General features: G+C 57.6%; 13 protein-coding genes and 2 pseudogenes. 3 read left to right on the top strand and 12 right to left on the bottom strand.

The genetic code is table 11. The annotated features are described in order from the left end of the window. Positions 1 to 57 precede the first annotated feature (57 nt). The 6 genes and pseudogenes from BA011_RS40005 to BA011_RS39980 all read right to left on the bottom strand — a co-directional run bounded on the left by BA011_RS40005 (position 58) and on the right by BA011_RS39980 (position 5,588). Entirely contained in the window at positions 58 to 1,272 is a 1,215-nt protein-coding gene (locus BA011_RS40005) for a DegT/DnrJ/EryC1/StrS family aminotransferase (protein ID WP_065284869.1), read from the bottom strand. After that, entirely contained in the window at positions 1,269 to 2,243 is a 975-nt protein-coding gene (locus BA011_RS40000) for an NAD-dependent epimerase/dehydratase family protein (protein WP_065284868.1), read from the bottom strand. The genes BA011_RS40005 and BA011_RS40000 overlap by 4 nt, the downstream gene beginning before the upstream one ends. Further along, positions 2,240 to 2,959 carry an acyltransferase gene (locus tag BA011_RS39995; RefSeq protein WP_065284867.1) on the bottom strand — a complete coding sequence of 240 codons (720 nt, stop codon included), beginning with the start codon at positions 2,957 to 2,959 and terminating at the stop codon, positions 2,240 to 2,242. Before BA011_RS39995 ends, BA011_RS40000 begins: the two co-directional genes overlap by 4 nt. Then, a pseudogene (locus BA011_RS39990) lies at positions 2,949 to 4,051 on the bottom strand (DegT/DnrJ/EryC1/StrS family aminotransferase). The gene BA011_RS39995 and the pseudogene BA011_RS39990 overlap by 11 nt, the downstream one beginning before the upstream one ends. Next, entirely contained in the window at positions 4,048 to 5,085 is a 1,038-nt protein-coding gene (locus BA011_RS39985; RefSeq protein WP_065284866.1) for a Gfo/Idh/MocA family protein, read from the bottom strand. The pseudogene BA011_RS39990 and the gene BA011_RS39985 overlap by 4 nt, the downstream one beginning before the upstream one ends. Next, positions 5,085 to 5,588: an acyltransferase gene (locus BA011_RS39980; protein ID WP_025398417.1), complete on the bottom strand. Its 504-nt coding sequence runs from the start codon at positions 5,586 to 5,588 to the stop codon at positions 5,085 to 5,087. The genes BA011_RS39985 and BA011_RS39980 overlap by 1 nt, the downstream gene beginning before the upstream one ends. A 550-nt stretch (positions 5,589 to 6,138) precedes the next feature. Here BA011_RS39980 and BA011_RS39975 point away from each other — a divergent pair. After that, positions 6,139 to 6,915 (top strand): response regulator transcription factor, encoded by a 777-nt coding sequence (locus BA011_RS39975; protein WP_065284865.1) that lies wholly within the window; start codon positions 6,139 to 6,141, stop codon positions 6,913 to 6,915. 174 nt (positions 6,916 to 7,089) lie between these two features. On the opposite strand, the gene BA011_RS39970 is transcribed toward BA011_RS39975, so the two are convergent. From BA011_RS39970 to BA011_RS39955, 4 genes are read right to left on the bottom strand one after another with little or no spacing between them, the layout of a single operon-like run. Continuing rightward, positions 7,090 to 8,931, bottom strand: coding sequence for a glycosyltransferase family protein (locus tag BA011_RS39970; RefSeq protein WP_065284864.1), 1,842 nt, complete (start codon positions 8,929 to 8,931; stop codon positions 7,090 to 7,092). Positions 8,932 to 8,935: 4 nt separating this feature from the next. Then, the gene (locus BA011_RS39965) at positions 8,936 to 9,979 is read right to left on the bottom strand and encodes a UDP-glucuronic acid decarboxylase family protein (RefSeq protein WP_065284863.1); all 1,044 of its coding nucleotides are present in this window, start codon (positions 9,977 to 9,979) and stop codon (positions 8,936 to 8,938) included. A gap of 46 nt (positions 9,980 to 10,025) precedes the next feature. Next, positions 10,026 to 11,519, bottom strand: a complete 1,494-nt coding sequence (locus BA011_RS39960; protein ID WP_065285004.1) for a sugar transferase — start codon at positions 11,517 to 11,519, stop codon at positions 10,026 to 10,028. 7 nt (positions 11,520 to 11,526) lie between these two features. Further along, positions 11,527 to 12,393: a WecB/TagA/CpsF family glycosyltransferase gene (locus tag BA011_RS39955; RefSeq protein ID WP_065284862.1), complete on the bottom strand. Its 867-nt coding sequence runs from the start codon at positions 12,391 to 12,393 to the stop codon at positions 11,527 to 11,529. Between the two features lie 225 nt (positions 12,394 to 12,618). On the opposite strand from BA011_RS39955, the pseudogene BA011_RS44050 reads away from it, so the two are divergent. Beyond that, positions 12,619 to 12,806: pseudogene (locus BA011_RS44050) on the top strand (IS5/IS1182 family transposase); the annotation flags it as partial. A gap of 880 nt (positions 12,807 to 13,686) precedes the next feature. Beyond that, positions 13,687 to 15,768, top strand: a complete 2,082-nt coding sequence (locus BA011_RS39950; protein ID WP_065284861.1) for a choice-of-anchor Q domain-containing protein — start codon at positions 13,687 to 13,689, stop codon at positions 15,766 to 15,768. A 164-nt stretch (positions 15,769 to 15,932) separates the two neighbouring features. On the opposite strand, the gene BA011_RS39945 is transcribed toward BA011_RS39950, so the two are convergent. Further along, positions 15,933 to 18,062, bottom strand: coding sequence for a right-handed parallel beta-helix repeat-containing protein (locus tag BA011_RS39945; protein WP_065284860.1), 2,130 nt, complete (start codon positions 18,060 to 18,062; stop codon positions 15,933 to 15,935). Next, entirely contained in the window at positions 18,059 to 19,384 is a 1,326-nt protein-coding gene (locus BA011_RS39940; protein ID WP_065284859.1) for an O-antigen ligase family protein, read from the bottom strand. The genes BA011_RS39945 and BA011_RS39940 overlap by 4 nt, the downstream gene beginning before the upstream one ends. Between the last annotated feature and the right edge of the window lie 240 nt (positions 19,385 to 19,624).

Genomic DNA, 19,624 nt, shown 5'->3' with positions numbered 1-19,624 from the left:
AGGCGATGCGCATTAGGCCCTGCGGCACAACGAGAATTGCATCACGCAATCAGGAAATCATACAAGAGCGATGTCCCGATCGTGCTGTACGGCGGCGGGTATGCTGGCCGCCTCAGCCAATGAGCTTCGAAGTGCTTCGACAACCCTGACGATGTCGAGATCCGTCATCTGAGCATAAAGCGGCAGGATTATCGTTTGCCGCTGCGCTGCCACGCTTCGCTTCAGGCTTGTGGCAGCACGATGAGAACTCTGGTCGGAATAGGCACCTTCCAGATGAATATTCATCACACCGCGCCGGGTCGAGATCCCCTGATCGAGCAGTGCCTGCATGACCGTCCGCTGGTCGACGGCATCAGGCAATCTCACGCAAAAGCTCTGCCAGTTGCTGCGGGCCCAATGCGGCTCGACCGGTGAGATCCCAGGGATCGTGGACAGGCGCTCTATATACTGCTCGGCAAGCCGCCGGCGTTGCGCAATCAGCTCCGGCAGCCGCCGCAGTTGCACCCGTCCGACCGCCGCCTGAAGGTCAGTCATGCGGTAGTTGTAGCCTAGTTCATCATAGTCTTCAAAGATCACCTGCCTCGACCCGTGACGGACGGCGTCGGTGACGCTCATGCCATGCTGGCGCCAGAGGCGAAATTTTCGGTCATACTCGGGATTGGCCGTAGTCAACATGCCGCCATCACCGGTCGTGACGACCTTACGGGGGTGGAAGGAGAAGCAGGCAATGTCGCCATGCGACCTGCCAATTTTTTCCCAATTTCCATCCCAAAGGATTTCGCTTCCCGTTGCGCACGCCGCATCCTCGATGACCGGTATCGAGAGGCGCTTCCCGATCTCAACGACAGGGCGAAGATCGCAAGGCATGCCAAGCTGATGCACGCACAGGATTGCCTTGGTCCGGGACGTGATTGCCCTTTCGATCAGGCTAGGGTCGATATTGTAACCGTCCGCCTCGATGTCGATAAAGACAGGCACGCCATCGCAGTATCTGATCGCGTTCGCGGTGGCGATGAACGAATGACTGACCGTAATGACTTCATCACCGGCACCGATACCTACCGCCATCAAGGCGAGATGCAGTGCAGTCGTGCAGTTTGAAACGGCGCAGGCATGTGCAGCGCCGACAAAGGCAGCGAATTCGCTCTCGAAGGCCGCGACTTCCGGCCCCTGCGTCACCCATCCTGACAGAATGACGCGGCGCGCGGCCTCGGCCTCCTCTTCTCCGAGGACCGGCTTGGCGACCGGAATTATTGATAGAGACGTGCTCATGCAGCTTGCCCTCCTGCCGCATCGGTCTTCATCTTCCACCAGGCGACAAGGTCGCGAAGCCCTTGTTCCATCGATATTTCCGCTTTGAAGCCCAGGAGTTTCTCGGCCTTGCTGATATCGGCAAGGCGACGGGTTACGCCGTTTACCGCGCGGGCTTCTTTGTGCTGCGGTTCGAGTGAGACCCCCATGATACTGCTCAGCATCTGCGCGAGTTCCAGGAGGCTTATTTCCCTGCCGCTCGCGACGTTGAACACTTCATCCGTGACATCGCTCTTCGCAGCCAGCAGGTTTGCCCGGGCGATGTCACGTGCATCGACGAAGTCCATCGTCTGGCTGCCGTCTCCATAGATGAGGGGTGGCATTCCGGTCGCCAAACGCTCCATCCAGCGGATCAGCACTTCGGTATAGGCGCCGTAAACGTCCATTCGCGGCCCGTATACGTTGAAATAGCGCAGTGCCACATAGCGCAGGCCGTACATCTCCGCAAAGCTGCGAAGCAGCCCCTCGTTAAACGTCTTGGCCGCGCCGTAGATCGTCCTGTTATTATAGGGATGATGCGCTTCGGTGGTCGGAAAGCTTTCGGCCAAACCCAGCACAGAGGCAGAAGAGGCAGCGACGACTTTCGACACGCCTGCCTTTACGGCAGCTTCGAGAACGTTGAACGTGCCTTCGGCCAGCACATCGAAAGCAAGCCGTGGGTCTTCCGCGCATTGCGTGATGCGGATGGCCGCCTGGTGAAAGACGATGTCCACGCCCTCGAAGGTTCTCGCCAACAAGGCTCTGTCACGGATATCTCCCTCAATGATGTTGACGGACCCGCCACCTATTGCCGTGCTGAGATTGTCCCGGCGTCCGCGCACGAAGTTGTCGAGGATGATAATCTCCCGCGGCTTCTCCAATGCGACGAGATCGGCGATATGCGACCCGATCAGGCCGGCTCCGCCGGTAATGAGTACCCGTTGATTTCTCACGATCTTCCTCCATGCGATATATCCAGCACAGGATCGGCTTCCGTGCGCCAGCGTATGAACTTCGCCGGCACACCCGCCACGACTGAAAACGGTTCGACATCGGAAACAACGACTGCACCCGCTCCGACGATCGCCCCTTTTCCGATGCTCACGCCGGGAAGAACAGTTGCATTCGTTCCAATATCGGCCCATGCGCCGATGCGGACCGGTTTGATTTCGAGATCCGTGCGAATGATTGGCACATCCACCGGCAGTGCTGTGTGGGTCGAGCCAAGCACCTTGGCGCCAGGGCCCCAGCCGACACAATCCTCGATAACCAGGTCGCGTGCATCGAAATAGGCCATCGGGCCGATCCAGACATTGTCGCCGATCACGCAAGTGCCGTCGAAGCGGCCCTGGATATAGGCCTGAGCGCCGATGAACACGCCATTGCCGATTTCAAACGTTTCCGGATGTTTGAAACCGGCGCCGCCCGCAACCTGCAGTCCGGTGCCGCAGCTCCGCGTGATCGCTTGCCAAATGGCTTTCCGCATCAGAGTGTCGACGACCCCGTCGCCTGTGGCGAAACGGCCATAGAGGTCTATCAGGCCAGCGCGCCCGTATGATTGTCTGAGTTCTTCGACCAACCCAGTTTGGTAGCCAGGATCTGCCGGCCTTTCATGGCGACCATGGACCGCCTGCACCAGTCGAGCCTCGCCGGCGCGGTTAACTGACATAGGCGTACTCCAGCGCGGCGACCACCTGGTCAACGTGTCGTACAGGCATCTCTGGATAGATCGGCAGCGACAGGACCTCCCGTGCCGCGGCTTCCGAGACCGGGAAATCCCCGGCCTGGTAACCAAGGTCGGCATGGGCTTTCTGCAGATGAACAGGGATGGGATAATGGAGCCCGGACGGAATGCCTTCCGCGCTGAGCAGGCGCTGAAGCCCATCGCGATCACGGCTTCTTATGGCATAGACATGATAGACGTGACGCCGGTCGGCTGCTTCGACAGGGGTCGTCAAAACCGTCGATCCGGCAAGCAGCGAGGAGTAGCGGCGCGCATGCGTGCGACGCGCCTCGGTCCAGGCTTCAAGGTGCCGGAGCTTGACACGCAGGATCGCGCCTTGAATCGCGTCCATGCGATAGTTAAAGCCTTTCAGCAGATGGTGATAGCGCTGCTCCTGACCCCAGTCTCGCAGCATGCGCATCGTCTTGGCCTGATCATCGTCATTGGTAACGACCATACCCCCTCGCCGCAGGCGCCGAGGTTTTTGCCCGGATAGAAGCTGAAGCAGCCGGATAGGCCGATGCTGCCGGCGCGGTGGCCTTTATATTGCGCGCCATGGGCCTGGCAGGCGTCTTCGATGACGGGTATCCCGTGGCGCTCGGCAATTGCCTTGATCGCGTCCATATCGGCCATTTGACCGTAGAGGTGGACGGGAACAATGGCCTTGGTCCGGGGAGTAATCTTTGCCTCGACTTCAGCCGGATCCATCGTGAGTGTCACGAGCTCAACATCGACGAACACGGGTCGTGCGCCGGTGTAGCAGATCGCCGACACGGTTGCGACGAACGTGAATGGCACGGTGATGACCTCATCGCCCGGGCCAACGCCCGCCGCAAGGAGGGCAAGATGCAAGGCACTCGTTCCGGTGTTGACGGCTATCGCATGCTTGACGTTGCAATAGTCGGCGAATTCCTGCTCGAAACGCGCGACCTCGTCGCCCAATACGTATTGCCCCGAGGCGAGGACGCCGAGCACGGCGGCGTCGATCTCACCCTTGATTGATTGATACTGTGCCTTAATGTCCAGGAACGGGATCATGCGATGCGCCTTGCCTCTTCGAGCTCGATGATGCGACCGCGCTGGGCCAACGACCGGCTTGCTGCTTCCAGAATCCGAACGACGCGCAGGCCAGCATGGCCGTCTGTAATGGGCCGCGAATTCTGCTCGATGCAGTCGACGAACTGATCCAGTTCGCGTTTCAGTGCTTCGGTCATATCGAGCTTGGGCGCCCACATGTCGCCGCTGCGGTAGCCGACCATCATCTGGTGCACCTTCTCGCCGTAAGCCTGAGAATTGGGGTTCAACGTGATGCCCTTGTCGTAGATCTTGATTTTTTCGCTGGGCTCCAGATCGTCGTAAACGATCATCTTGTTGCTGCCACCGATCAGCGTGCGGCGCACCTTGACCGGCGCCAGCCAATTGACGTGGATGTGTGCGATGAGCTTGCTTTCGAAGAAGAGCGTCAGATAGGCGATGTTTTCCGGCTCGCCGAGGACATGGCTCATGCCTGTCGCTGAAACAGCCACCGGCCTTTCCTGCACAACATGGTCCAGGATGGAGAGATCATGCACCGCGAGGTCCCAGATGACGCTGACATCATGCTGAAAGAGCCCCAGATTGACCCGAACCGAGTCATAATAATACATGTCGCCCAAGCCGTTCTCGACCAGTTCACGCATCTTGCGGACGGCGCCGGTATGAACGAAGGTGTGATCCACCGCCAGCACGAGTCGTCGGCGTGTGGCCTCTTCGACCATCCGCGAAGCTTCCTCCGTCGTCGATGCCATCGGCTTTTCGACGAAGACATGCTTTCCGGCCATCATAGCCTGCATTGCAAGCTTGAAATGGGTGAAGACCGGCGTCGCGATAGCGATGGCATCCACTCTTGGATCACGCAGCACTTCCTCGAAATCATCGGTGATCGTCACGGCGGGGTAGCGGCTTTTGACAGCCGCCAACCGGTCAACATTGAGATCACAGACAGAAACGAGGTGCGCTCCGGCTGCCTCCGAGATGTTGCGAACCAGGTTCGGCCCCCAATATCCATACCCAACAACAGCGATGCCGATCATCACATTCCCTCCAACGCGTGCATGTCGACTGGCCCGTCATTGACACGGCCGATAACCCTGGCTGGAACGCCCGCGACGATGGCGCCATCCGGCACATCCTTTGTTACAACCGCTCCCGCTCCGACCTGGGCAGCCTCTCCGATCGTCACGCCGGGCAGAATTGTGGCGTTGCTGCCGATCGATGCGAGGCGCTTGACAAGCGTGGGGATGAGAATCCAGTCGGCCTCCGTCTGCAGGCTGCCATCCCGATTGACGGCGCGCGGGTAGGTGTCGTTCGTAAACATGACCCCGTGGCCTATGAACACGCCATCTTCCAGGGTCACGCCCTCACAGAGGAAGGAATGGCTGGAGATCTTACAGTCTTCTCCGACGATGACGTTCTTCTGAATCTCGACGAAGGTGCCGATGCGGGTTCCTGCTCCGATCGTGCAGCCGTAGAGATTCACAAGATCTCGATGGTGGATGACGCTGCCTTCACCCAGCTTGACGTTTGATGCAATCATCCCTGCAAACTCCCTACTCCTAACAGGCCCGATTTTCAGTCAAACAAATAATCGTTCGATTGCGTCCAAGGCTTCACACCAACAGGAGAAATACTTCTCTCCATTCCAAAGAGAATTGTTTTCTTCATCTGAGTAAAGAAACAAAACGTTTAAGCTTATCCGCCGAAAGGCGTATCTACTTAAGACGACTTACGCCCTGGTTTATACCCCTGACCATCATTGGTGGTGGGGTTACCCCCGCACTCGTCGGCTGGCTTACGTCGGAGACAGCGATGGTTTCCATGCATTTAGGGGTTCATCGCCAAACGGCGACGCAACAACAGAGACTATCCCGCAAGCTCTCTAGTAAGACCTAGGTCTATACTCAGGCTTATCTTCAATATCTTATCCATTTACGGAATCTGTGTAGTACTTAGCCTATATTAGCTACTGTAACGCTCGGCGAATTGTGGTATTCGATTCCTACTTTAGAGTTTCCTAAACCCCCGTATTGAGAGGGGTTGGTACTCGGGCCTTAGTTGAGCGTAACGTGTTAGGGGAGGGTGAAGCTGTGAATTCAGCACTTATACCGAATTTGGACCTCAGGCAGGAGAGCGTAGCTCTTCCCCTCAGGATAGATAATCCGAACACATCTGCCGCGCCGGGAAGACACACGCATTCGCTTGTCATTCTCGATAATCGTGAGCTCGATCGTCAATGCCTGGCGCAATGCATGGCTGCCCAAAAAGCGGATTTGCAGATTCTGGCTTTTGGATCAATTGAGGAGTGGAAGCAGAAGCGCGACGAATATCCTCCGCTTTCGGCAATCCTTTTGAACGTCGGCGGCAAAAAGATCGATGAACCGACGGTTTCGGAGCAAATCCGGAAGCTTTCGTCGGAATTCGCATCGACGCCACTCATCGTATTGGCCGATAGCGACGATTTCGGTCAAATCGTTAGGGCACTTGAGTACGGAGCCAAAGGGTTCATACCCGCCTCAGTCAGCGTCAGCGTCTGTATGGAGCTGATCGCGCTGTCGGTGGCAGGAGGAATTTTTGTGCCTGCAAGCGCTCTGTTCGCCATGCGTCACTTGCTGGACTCGAGCAATTCGACCGCACGCCCCCTAGCCGGCATATTCACGGATCGTCAAGTCGAAGTCGTGGAGGCGCTCCGACGCGGAAAGGCAAACAAAATTATCGCTTATGAGCTCAACCTGCGAGAAAGCACTGTAAAGGTGCATGTTCGCAATATTATGAAAAAGGTCAAAGCGACGAACAGAACGGAAGTCGTGTTCAAGCTCAACGATCTTTTTCTTTCGGGCGGCTCTGCGACAAACAGCCTGTGCTGACGGGATCGACCGATCAGATCTTGCATCGCATCACAAGCGCATTCTCGCTCTAAACATCCTCGGTGGCTGCGCGACAAATACGCCACCGAGTCCCCGATTGCATCTTCAGCCTCACCTGGGAAGTTTGTCATGCACGCCCTCTCCAGGTGAGGCTGTCTGCATGTGCGCCCACAGCTAATTGCCGGTGCCCATCGGAAGCCTGGAAAGCGCCGTTCGGATCCTGCGCAACGGGCCTCTCTGCGAACGGGGGACCAGACCCCGCGCAAGATGCCAGAAATATCGGAACTCAGGCAGCGGCGGTACATTCGGCCTCAGGCCATTCAGGCGCAGTCTGACCATCAGGCCATCGATGCCTGAATATAGTCGCGGACGCCAACTAGCATCACGTTTGAAGTGTAGAGATGTTACTTTCTCACTGGCGCCGCTTCCGCCGACGGGAGCGTGACGAAGAACATTTGCAGGATCTGGCTGCTGACACCGCTCAAGAATATCGGAGAACCATACAAGCCAGTCGGAATCGCTCCGATCGGGAAGCTGATGAATGCTTTTTCGATCGCTGCCATACCGTCCGGAGACGACCCCATCGCCTGAGCGACCGAGTTGCGCGATGACGAGGCGCACGCGCCTGAATTCGTCGTGGGATAGAGATGGATAGAAATCTTGCAGCCTCCGCGCCCGCTCAAACTGGCCTCTGCAGATCAAAGCGAGAAGGAAGTACGCCCACTCGACCGGATCCGGGTTGAGTGCCCCATATTCGGTCATGGTCACCTTGACCAGGTCCACCAGAAGGTCATAAGCGCGCCCGGCGTCGCCCTCCTGCAATGCACAGACGGCAAGGCGGAATTTGGCTTCGGGCAGGTAGGATACATAGTCCAGGCAGCGCGCGTAGCACTGCTTGGCCTCTTCAACCCTGCCCTGCTCGAGAAGCAAGTCGCCCTGCTTCAGTAAAGCGCGATCGCTCGCTTCCCCTACGATATGGACGCTCTCTTGCTTGGAGATCCGCTGGACCTTTGCAAGATCGCCGAAGGGGCCGGACTGGATGATCTTTTCACCGAACTGCAGGCCCTTGTTCAGCATGAACCACTGATATATTTGCGGCCTGTGGCTCAACGTATGACACGAGTGGATCAAGCTGTAACCGGCTCTCGTGATACGCCGTATTTCGTCGGGATGGGCAAAAAGGTGGTCCAGTCGCTCGACGACGTTGCGCCCGTCAACAAAGACACAGTTCTCCATATCGACAAAGCCGGCTGCCTCCACGGCTGCCGTGCGTTCCGTCACGAGACAGGCCTTTGCCCCGGGGATCTCAAAATGCTTGCGCACGACCTCGCCGCCCATAGTGCCGCATGTGGGGACGACGAGGCTCGCGTTGAGCGCGCGCGCATAAGCCTCTCCAGACAGGAGCTGGGAAGCTAGCTTGCTCTCATAGGCGTGTTGCGGCGAGACCAGGCAGGGGTAACGGTCGCGGATCATCGGAAAGACCGTCTGTCGCCAGGGATAAAGGCCGTAGGCCTGACCTGTGAGCATGGCCGGGATGACCTTCTGCTGGCCATAGTCGTGGTAGACTTCGGGATCGATGAAATTTGGCCAGACGAACAGATTCTCCTTCACCGCCGGCATATATTCCGGAGCCATCGTTGCGATCGCGAAATACGCCTCGATGCCCCACTGCTCCATATCGGAAAGGAAGCCCGCGCGTCGATCGCACCATGCGTCGGCGTTATGAAGGCCAAGCTTGGGAACGGCGATATGGGCATTGGTGTTGGTGATTTTTATCCGACGCGAACCATGCGACCGATAACCGCTTTCAAACAGCGTCAGGTCCGGTTCGTACCTGTCGCATATCTCTGCATAATCGCAGTCGCGGTTAATGACGACGACATCGAAATGTGTTGCGAGGCATTTGACCTGCTGCTGCATGTGCAGCAGCAGGTAACCGGCCGCGTTCGCATTGGGCTGATGGTCCCATTGAAAAAAAACGAGCCGCGGCTTTCGATCATCAACGGTGCTATTCATGTCCCTATCGAATGGCTTCAGGAGCAGTGAGTTCGACGTTGGCAGACGCCAGATGCGGATAAGCCTCTTGCGAGGACTTGACGCTAAGCCTGTTCTTTACGCCGCCGGAAAGCTTCCACTCGAAATAGGCGATCGTTCTCTCAAGCCCCTCACGAAGATTCACCTTCGGCTGCCAGCCCAGTTGTTGCCTGGCGCGGCTGATATCGGGCTTGCGCTGTGTCGGATCGTCAACTGGCAGATCCTTGAAGACGATGCCGGACTTCGATCCGGTCATTTCGATCACCATTTCTGCCAATTCACGGACCTGGAATTCTCCCGGGTTGCCGAGATTGATGGGGCCTGTAACCCCAGCGGGCGCCGCCATCAGACGGATAAAGCCGTCGATCAGGTCGTCCACATAGCAGAAGGATCGTGTTTGCCTGCCGTTGCCAAAGATGGTGATCGGCTCGTTTCGAAGCGCCTGAACGATGAAATTGGAGACGACACGGCCGTCATTGGTCTGCATGCGCGGCCCGTAGGTATTGAAGATCCGCGCCACCCGGATTTCCACGCCATATTGACGATGATAGTCGAAGAACAGCGTCTCGGCGCACCGCTTGCCTTCGTCATAACATGCCCGCGGTCCTATGGGATTTACGCTCCCTCGATACTCCTCGGGTTGAGGGTGGACTGCCGGATCGCCATAAACTTCACTCGTGGATGCCTGGAAGATCTTCGCCTTGGTGCGTTTTGCCAAGCCGAGCATATTGATGGCCCCGTGCACATTGGTCTTCACAGTCTGCACGGGGTCGTGCTGATAGTGGACCGGAGATGCCGGGCAGGCGAGGTTGTAGATCTCGTCGACCTCTACATAGAGCGGGAAGGTAATGTCATGGCGGAGCACCTCGAAGCGAGGATCGTCAAGAAGATGCAGCACATTGTCGCGCGAACCGGTGTAGTAATTGTCCACGCAGAGGACGTCATTGCCCTCTCGCAAAAGCCTTTCGCACAGGAATGATCCCAGAAACCCGGTGCCGCCGGTTACCATAATTCGCTTTTGTCCGTGCATTGGAAATGCTCCGTTGTTGATGGTTGCCCCGCGGAAGCGAGGATGGTCAGTAGGCTCCCCTGCGCTTGAAGACCGCAGGGATTGTGCTGAGAAGAATTTGGCAGTCGAACCACAGGGACCGGTTGTCGATGTAGAACTCGTCGAGTTGCTGCTGCAGTTCGATGTCCGCATTGCTTCGTTCGGATATTTGCCAGAGGCCCGTCAGCCCCGGTGTTACCGAACGCCGCTTGTCACGAAATTCGCTATCCATCGCTGAGAGGTGATATTCTGGAAACGGACGCGGTCCGACGATGGCCATCTGCCCCGCAATGATGTTTGCCAATTGCGGCAGCTCATCGATGCTCGAAGAGCGCAGCATATGTCCTATAACCGGAAGGACGCGCGGATCGTCCTTGAGCTTGAAGTGGCTCAACCACTCGGCGCGCATGTTAGGGTCATCTCGGAAGACTGCTTCAAGGCGCTGCTCTGCATCCTGATACATCGTCCTCAATTTCAGGACGTGCACCGGCTTGCCGGACCGCCCCTCCCTGGTGTGCCAGAAGAAGACGGGGCCTGGATCAATGGCATAGATTGCAGCCGCTGCAAACGCGATGAATGGGGCGACGACGATCGATGCAGGGATGGCGATTGCGAGATCGAGGATCCGGCGAACCAAGTCCGAGTTGAGTGAACTCCCACTGTTGATAAGGCGAATACCGATCTCTCCGCCGACATCCGCGGGTCGCAATCCGCTTACCTTGAGGCTCGGCGTATCGGACAGCAAAATGACTTCGGCGAACTTCCGACGCATCGCCGCCAAATCGGGTGCAAGCGCGCCTGTGGCGCCTGCAATCACGGCAATGGATGGCCCGCCATCGGGCAATGCCTCCAAACTATCGAGGGAGATGGCCTCCGGCCTGATGCCATACTGCCAGTGGTTCTTGAAATGCGCCACGAGAGCGGGAGTAAGGTCGCCTCCCCCTATGACAACCGCGCGCTCCCCCCAGATTCCAAGTTTCCAGCACAGGCTCCGTGCAAGCCAATGCCCAAATGGCTGAACAATCAGCCCGAGAGCGAGGAACCCAATGACGGCAAGCAGCAGTCGTTCCCCCTCCGGCAGGATAATTGCCCCAAACGCCGCCAGGACAGCCACCTTGACGCCAGCGACCGTGCGCCGCCGCAGATGTTCATGGTCATGCAACCGATACCCAGGATAGAGGCCGGCCGATGTGTAAAGAATAATCGCGGCGAATGCTGCGATCGTGAACGTACGCTCCGCCAGCGTGCCCTCCAAACCACTGGGGAAAAAGGACAGGACAACAAAATAGGCAACCAAATAGCTTGCAATGTCGCCGGCGACCAGGAAGGACGAGGTTGCAAGCCGAGGAAGCCGACTCCGTAGTGCGACGGGCATATACAGCCCTGCCCGGTCGAAGGGATCGGCGGTCTTAGCTGCTATGGGCGGCACGGAACCTGCCGCAATCGCCCGCGACGTCATGTCATTTGATGTGGCTGCCTTCGGCGGCCTCGGTGTCATTGCTGGCGACGCAAATAAGGACATGATGGCTTTACACCTTTGCAGCTGCTTCTTTTGGCGCGCTTGGTCCAAAAACCGCGTCTTCGATCGGAAACTTCCGAAGCCCTAGTCTCTGGAATGCCGTCAGTGAGATGAAGGTCGGCACGACGACCGCATAGCGCCGCCACAGCCGTCGCGGCTCGCATAAAAGACGAAACGCCCATTCGAAGCCGCTTCTTTGAATGATCCTTGGAGCCTGCCGCTTGAGGCCGGCGTGGAAATCGAATGCGGCTCCGACACCGATGAGCATCGATGCTTCCAGACGATCGCGCATGCGCGCCATCCAGAGTTCCTGCTTGGGACTGCTCAGCCCGACCCAGATGATATCGGCGCCCGATCGATTGAGCTGGTCAGCAATCTCCGTTTCCTCCCGCGTCGACAGTTTGCGAAAAGGTGGCGCATAGGAGCCGACGATCCGTGCTTGCGGAAATTTTGCGAGAAGGCGCGCCTGCAGCTGTTCGAGCGTTTCGGCCGTTGCGCCATAAAGGAAATGGCGCAAGCCCTTGGAGCTGCCGGCATCGAAAACGGATAACATCAGGTCAGGTCCATAGACCCTGTCGCTTTCCGCATGACCGGCACGCTTCAATGCCCATACCAACGGCATGCCATCGGGTGTTACGAGGAAGGCCCGGTTATGTATCGACCGGAGCTCGGGATCATCTTGACACCGGACCACGCCGTGCGCGTCGCGAACGCACACATATTCCTTCCTACCGTCTTCGATCGCTTTTTGAATAAATCCGGTGGCACTCTTTAGATTAACTGCCGAAATGCGAACACCAAGGACATTAATAGATTCTGAAGAACCCGTTTGGTTGAGAACTGAATCTTGGCTTCTGTCTGCGGATTGCTTTCTCATGACCTACGCTTTCGCGATCTAAACTGTCATCAGAATATGCTGCCAAGACGATTGCCTCCATACTTGCGGCTCTAACTATTGGACGTAGAAGAGACTTCATGTTTCTACGTCTTACGCCGAGATAGGTTACATATTCGAAGTAAGGCGATGTACCCTCACTGCTTGCCAGGCTGCTCTTTTTGATGAGCGCTGTCCCGAAGAGCGGTTTGACCTCGGCATAGCCGAACGCGGTTCGTCATCGCGCCAAAGCGCAACCGAAAGTGCAGCGCGCCCATGACGCAGACCTCTAAGGAGCGCAATCGCATCGAGCGCTTCTACAGCAAGCTCAAACAGTTTCGACGCGATAAGACAAACTGCTCGTGAACGTCATGGGATTGGCCAAGCTCGCAGCAATCGCAATGTGGCTCAAATAGTTAAATCGTCGCCACGCTCTAGGGAGGCAGCGTCCGCTACCGTTGATCTTCTACCGGAACTGCCGGAAGGTCTGCGGCAGAACCGTCGATATGCTTCTTTACAACGCGGCGAGAAAAGCCAGGGACCCTGCGGGGCGGCCCGCTTATGAGATGAATATGGTGCATGCATCTTGCACACCGGATCGATCCAAGCCGGGTCAGCCGACGGAGCAAGCTGGATCTCATAGAGGGGACTTCCCCGGCTACAGATCTAAGCGCCACCGTTCCGAGGTCTCGCACCAGCGGCCGGACTTAGTCGCCCACTCAGACACGGTCTGGAACGAGACATCGATATCACGCTCGGCAAGCAGATTGTCGACATAAGGAAGGATCAGCGGAAACGGAAAGTGTAGTCACACCCACATGCCAGATGATCTCGACGGAAAGCGGTGGCGCTTGAAATGCTGCGAAATGGGTTGGTCGAATCGATACGGTCGACCTCCCATTACCATTCAATCAGCACCAATTGTTAAGGCGAGGCCGCCCAAAATTGCCAAATTCAAAAAAAAATGGCGATTCCGCATTTGGCGGGAGCAATTCAGCCACGCCCATCAGGTTTTTCTAAAGTTTTCAATGCACGCATGTCGCTATGGTTGCAGAAAGAATAACTCGCGGCAAGCGAGATATTAATACTGCCACATTTTGGGCGACTCCAAATTCACCAAATATTTCAAAACGTAACTTTGGATCGATTCGGATATTGTGGCAGCAATAAGGCTATGCTTCTCAAGCACTTACTGTTGCGTTGCTGTTGCGCCCTCAAAAATGTCACCCTATAACCTGCCGCCGTAACGCTGGATTAACCACAAATATTAACGGGCGGGGGTTGAGGAACAAGATCATGACAACATACTACGTAGCAACGACTGGCAGCAACGGCGGTAACGGCAGTACCTCCTCTCCCTTCCGCACGATCAGCGAGGCGATGTCGGCGAACCTTAGACCCGGCGACGAGGTCGTGGTGAAGGCGGGGACCTACAACGAGGCTATTAACATCGACACGGACGGCTCGGCGGCAGCCGACATCACGCTGCGCTCGGAAGTGCCCGGCGGGGCGCTGATCCGGCCGCCCGCGGGCTCGTGGAACGCGATCAGTGTCAACGCCAACTACGTGACAGTCGACGGCTTTGACATCGGCGGCGCCAAAGGCGACGGCATCGAAGCGAACAATGTCCACCACGTCCAGATCCTCAACAACAAGGTCCACGGCAGCGGAGAGTCCGGCATCCAGTTCAACCAGTCGGACTTCATCAGAATCGAAGGCAACGAGACCTACAACAACGCGTCGACGGGCTGGTTCTCGGGCATCTCGATCTACCAGAACCGGAACATCACCGGCGATACCTCGACCGACGGCTACCGGACGATCGTGCGGGACAACATCTCGCACGATAACGTCACCAAGTCGGGTGAGCACACCGACGGCAACGGCATCATCATCGACGATTTCCAGAGCACGCAGACGAGCGGTCATCCGAACTACACGTTCAAGACCCTGGTCGACAATAACCTCGTCTACGAGAACGGCGGCAAAGGCATCCAGGTTACCTGGAGCGACTCCGTCACGGTGAAAAACAACACCGCATACCACAACAATCAGGACCCGGCGAACAGCGGCACCTGGCGCGGTGAGCTCAGCAACTCGGCGTCGAGCAACAACATCTGGGCCAACAACATCGCCGTAGCGGACCCATCGGTGAACAAGAACAACACTGCGATCGATAACACGTCGACCGACAGCTACACCAACAACAACGTCGTCTGGGCCAACAACATCACCTACAACGGCACGGCCGGACAGGCATCGGTCAAGACCGACGGCGGCAACGCGATGCCGAGCGCGGCGAATGGCAACAAGCTCGGCATCGACCCGAAATTCTCGGGGGCAGCGAGCGACAACTTCCACCTCGGCTCCGGCTCGGCGGCAATCGACAGCGGAACCGCCAAATACGGCGTCGGGTCGGTCGATCTGGACGGCCACGCGCGCGTCGTTGGAACTGTCGACATGGGTGCCTACGAATCCGGCTCCAGCTCGACACCGGGAACGCCAACCACGCCGACGCAACCGGGGACGCCAACCGCCCCGACGCAACCAGAAACGCCAACCACGCCAACCACGCCAACCACGCCAACGCAACCGGAAACGCCAACCGCCCCGACGACACCGACCACGCCGACGAAGGTATTCACCGGCACCAACGGCAATGACATCCTGCCACATACCGGTCGGTCCAACGGCGGCAACGAAACCTTCAAGGGTCTCGGCGGTAGTGACGTGTTGAAGGGCGGCGCCGGCGCGGACATCCTCGACGGCGGTTATGGCAACGACACCGCCAGCTATGCAGGCTCCGGCGCGGTCAACGTCAACCTGGCGACCAAGGCCGCATCGGGCGGGCAAGCCGCCGGTGACAAGATTGCCAGCATCGAAAACTTGACTGGCTCCAGCTACGGCGATGTGCTGACCGGCGGCAATGGCGGCAGCAACGTTCTCAATGGCGGGGCTGGGGCGGACAAGCTGGATGGCGGCGCCGGCGGGGACATCATCATCGGTGGTGCCGGAAGGGACATCATGACCGGTGGCATCAGCGCGGATACGTTTGTCTTCAAAGCGCCGACGGAAGCCGGGTCTGGCTCGAACCGCGACGTCATCACCGACTTCCAGCATGGCGTCGATAAGATCGACATCGCGGCGATAGATGCGAATGGCTCTGGGCTGGGCAATGGAACCTTCCATTTCCAGGCGCAGGAGAATGCCTTGTTCGACCATAAGGCTGGCGCGCTCGCCTGGCACTATGACGACCAGGCTGGATCCGCGAACGACGCTACCGTTATCCAGGGCGACCTGAACGGCGACGGCATTCATGATTTCGAGGTTCAGCTGAAGGGCCTCGTCCACGTGGGCGCAGGCGATTTTCTCCTGTAATTATTACCCGTTGCGGCGGTCGTCCGATCGCCGCAACAATCGTGCTGGGCGAGTTTCCTCATCTCGATCCAGCGGTAATAGCGCCGCTTCACCGAGCGATAGTCGCCAAGCCGCTCGGGCAGATCTCGCCGGTGCGGAACATCGCTCGTCGCGTCGCCCTTTTGTTACTCGGGCGGCGCGACTACGCTTTCGGTGTCCGCCCCAACCTTCTGAAGATCCTGTAAACTGCCAAATTCTCCCGAAGGCATGATCTCCGGATGTATTCGGAAGCTCTTGTCGTTCAAATTGCCGGTGTAGCGGTTATGCGCGAACTGCACGTATCCAGGCCCATGGTCAGGAGCGTAGACATAGGCTGCAAGCCCGTTGCTACTGTCGATCGACACGATATTGCTCTCGATACGATTGGGACGTGCCCATGGCGGACGCCAACCCCTGCCCGTACCGTCATCAACGCGAAAAGCCGCGCCCGATCCATGCGTGATGACGTTTCCCGTCACCAAGTTGCTCCAGCCGCCGTTGATGCCGATCGCCGATATATTGTCCGAGAGCGTATTTCCTTCGATGCGCACACCACTGGCCTTGCCATCCGTGTAGATCGCCCAACTGATAGGCGTCGGCCATTCATTGATATTTTCATATCCGAAAGGCCAAAACGTCCCATCGGCCCTGTTCATAAGTTGACCTGTCCCGGTGACCAGATTGTAGCGGATGCTGCTGTTCAGGAGGTCTGCCTGCTCGCCCATCAGCTTGATGGCACCGCCATCTGCCGTCTGCTGATTGGCATTGCGGATCTCGTTATGTTCGATGACTGCGTCGTGGACTGCGTCTTGTGCTCCCCACAGTGAGCCGCCGGCGATACCGAACTGCGCAGTATTCTCGACCAGGTTATGAGCGATCCTGATATTGTCGGCCGCCTGGAACCATATACCCGCGGTTTCAAAGTAGACCCTTCCAATGTCATGAATATGGTTCGAGAGGATTTTGGCACCGTCGGATTTGCCGAAGCTGCCATAGGTCGTGCCAACGTAAATCCCGTTGCCAGCCACATCTCCAATCACGTTGCCGGCAATCAAGACATCTTTGCTCTCGGAAACATGGATGCCGACGCCGACATTGTCGATGGAGTTGCCGAGCAGCCGAACACCGTCCGAGTGATCGAGCCGTATGGCCCCAAAGCTTCTGGTGTCGGTACCGAACTTGCCGCTGCCCCGCGGATCCCCATCCCGAAACTGGAGCCCCGACACAACCATCCCGTCGGCTCCATCCAGCCTGAAGAAGGTCGGCAGGATGCCGGCCACAGCCGTAGAACTTGTTAGTAGCCCATCGGTCGGGATATAATCGAGTTGACCCTTGGTGCGGTCGTACCACCACTCCCCGGGCGCATCGAGCAGCGCCGCCGCCCCGGTCAGAAAATAGCGGCTGCCTTCCGCGGTGAAAAAGTAGCCTGTGCCTTGGGTATTTATCGCCCGGTTCGCGGTATCGATTGAAACCACTGGGAGAGTGTCACTGCCCCACTGGCTGCCGGGGTGAAAACCACCGACGATGTGGGCGACAAGGCCTGCTGCATTTTTTGAGATCGGAAGATCGCCGGCATGGAAGCAAAAGCGCGTGTTACCATGCCATAAGTCGTCGTCCTGCGTGCACTTAGCCGCGAAAAGCCACCCTTTGCGCGGGTCTCCATCGAGTGGAGCGTTGGGAAAGCGAGCCTGCGTCTGGCGCGCGCCGCCGACGAAAAGATCGCCCACATCCCGGCCCGCAGGCAGCGTCAAAGACGCCTTCCAGCGACCATCGGCCTGCGCCGTCCAATCGCGCACGATCGGGCCGCCGTGCAGAACCGGCGCCTCGTTGCATCTCGCCGCGATGACCAGGCCCGCATCGCGAGCATCGAAGACTATCGGTTCAGCGAGATAGTAATCCCCATTGCCCATTGCGATCGTATTCTGGCCGCCCTTCTGGCGCGCAGCATCCCGCGCTCTTTCAATACTGGCAAAAGGACCGTCTGTACGCCGAGAATTTGCTTTAGGAAGGTGCCCGCTCCAGGTGTCTTTGCCATCGGGAGAAACATAGAATACTGCCCGGGCCGCGGATGCTCCGGTCAATATGTTGCTCAGTGAAGTCCCCTTCAGCTTGTCCGAAAAGGTCGCCGGCGAAGCTTCCGCGCAGGTTGCCTCCCTGACCGCCGTCTGCAGCCTGTCGGGCGCATCTGCGTCCGGACGCACCGGGGCCAGCTTGCTCGGCTGCGGAAAGAGCATCGCAAGCAAAATGCTCAAGATCGGTGCGAAGCGCAGCCTCATGAGGTTTGCAGCTCCGCCGTTCTGCTGTGGGCCGGTGCTCGCAATTGCCGGCCGGGGGCAGTCGAAACAACAACAGGCTTGTATAGAGAGAACATGATGATGGCCGTTGTGAACAGAACGAAAATCGCGTCATTCTGGATCAGGAAGATTGTCTCGGTCAGGTTCATCACCAAAATCACAACCGTGAAGACGTTCAACCAGAGCCAGCCATAACGCGGGTCCCCGCATTGGAGGGCCGCGCCTTGGCGGAGTGCCTGCAAAAGCATCAGAGCGAACAAAGCCATTCCGCTTGTTCCGAAGCTCAGCAGCGTATCGCGGAATCCATTATGGGCGTGGGGAGCCATCCATTGGATCTTTGACCAGATAATCCAGGCTTCGGGATTCGCCTCTGTCCAAAACGCTTGGTAGCCGAAGCCGAGCAGCAGATGATCGGCGATCTGACCATCGACCAGCTCCCACAAGGGCACTCGGCCCGTCAGAGTGGCATCCTTGCCAAGCGCCTCAAGGAATGGGACCAGGAACTCGTGAAGCAAAAGGAGGATCCCGACGAAGATTTGAACGAAAAACAGGATGAAGACAATGCGACCGACGCCACGGATTCGCTGCAACATGGAGTAGAACCCGATCAGGCAATATGCCGATACCGTCGCAATTGTCGCGGTCATCGATCCGGAAAGGAAGAGACAAGCCCCGCCCGCCATCAGCAAGATCAAAGCGGTTCGCCGCAAGCCTCGGTTGCCGTCCATTACGACGGCGGTCGACACCAGTATCATCATGCCGGCGTACCAACCAAGGCTGTTCTTGTGGATGAATATGCCACGCACCGCGCTGTCCGTGGGCATGCGAGCGAGCCCCGGTGACACTAGAAGAAGCAACAGGCTAAGGACGATACATGTTCCGAAGGTGGCAAATGCGATGAGAAGCAACTGCCTCGGTGTAAAGCGCATGGCCAACACATAAGCCAGAAGTACGGTGAAGAGCAGGCCGATGGCACGCCTGAAAGTCGTCGACGGGCCAACCGACCAGAAGACAGACACGAAGGGCATAGCGACCATTAGGGGGACAAACCAATTTCGCTTCAGCGCTATGATGAATTGCGGAGAATTTCGTGCCAGCATCAGCAATGTAAACCCGTATACCGGTAAACAAAGCAGACGCAGTATAGACCTGGCATGATCGCTCAGGCCTCCGTCGGCATCCGCCAGCATGAGCGGGAAAAGCGCGCCTGTCTGAAGAAAAAGGCATAGGCCGGCGCCCCAGCACTCTATTGCCCGCCAACTGACAGTCGGCCCATTCGCTATTCTAAGCGTATACGCTCTCATTACCCGTCCCGACTTGCTTGGACAGATGAGAGGCTGTTGATCGCGGCAATTTGGAAAGACATGGGTCCCCTTTCATAGCTGCGCTGCTTACCAACGAACAATCATCCCGCCATATCCCCGGTCAACCAACGCAAACGAAGGCGGGGCTAAGCCTAACGTCCATACCCACCACCCAAGGACGTCGTTTGGATTAAGCTTACGGTCTACCCCTCCCCCAAAAGTTGGTGCTGGGGCCTACGA

The sequence above is a fragment of the Rhizobium leguminosarum genome (assembly GCF_001679785.1).
In the GTDB taxonomy this organism is placed as follows: Bacteria; Pseudomonadota; Alphaproteobacteria; order Rhizobiales; family Rhizobiaceae; genus Rhizobium; species Rhizobium leguminosarum_R.
Note: the sequence above shows the minus strand (reverse complement) of the source record. Positions and strands in the feature narration are given on the sequence as shown.

Excerpts from the sequence above, each read along its gene's own strand:
- BA011_RS39980 (WP_025398417.1), bottom strand. The coding sequence starts at position 5,588 with ATGATTGCATCAAACGTCAAGCTGGGTGAAGGCAGCGTCATCCACCAT.
- BA011_RS40005 (WP_065284869.1), bottom strand. The coding sequence starts at position 1,272 with ATGAGCACGTCTCTATCAATAATTCCGGTCGCCAAGCCGGTCCTCGGA.
- BA011_RS39960 (WP_065285004.1), bottom strand. The coding sequence starts at position 11,519 with ATGTCCTTATTTGCGTCGCCAGCAATGACACCGAGGCCGCCGAAGGCA.
- BA011_RS39965 (WP_065284863.1), bottom strand. The coding sequence starts at position 9,979 with ATGCACGGACAAAAGCGAATTATGGTAACCGGCGGCACCGGGTTTCTG.
- BA011_RS39955 (WP_065284862.1), bottom strand. The coding sequence starts at position 12,393 with ATGAGAAAGCAATCCGCAGACAGAAGCCAAGATTCAGTTCTCAACCAA.
- BA011_RS39995 (WP_065284867.1), bottom strand. The coding sequence starts at position 2,959 with ATGTCAGTTAACCGCGCCGGCGAGGCTCGACTGGTGCAGGCGGTCCAT.
- BA011_RS39940 (WP_065284859.1), bottom strand. The coding sequence starts at position 19,384 with ATGAGAGCGTATACGCTTAGAATAGCGAATGGGCCGACTGTCAGTTGG.
- BA011_RS39985 (WP_065284866.1), bottom strand. The coding sequence starts at position 5,085 with ATGATCGGCATCGCTGTTGTTGGGTATGGATATTGGGGGCCGAACCTG.
- BA011_RS39950 (WP_065284861.1), top strand. The coding sequence starts at position 13,687 with ATGACAACATACTACGTAGCAACGACTGGCAGCAACGGCGGTAACGGC.
- BA011_RS39970 (WP_065284864.1), bottom strand. The coding sequence starts at position 8,931 with ATGAATAGCACCGTTGATGATCGAAAGCCGCGGCTCGTTTTTTTTCAA.
- BA011_RS39945 (WP_065284860.1), bottom strand. The coding sequence starts at position 18,062 with ATGAGGCTGCGCTTCGCACCGATCTTGAGCATTTTGCTTGCGATGCTC.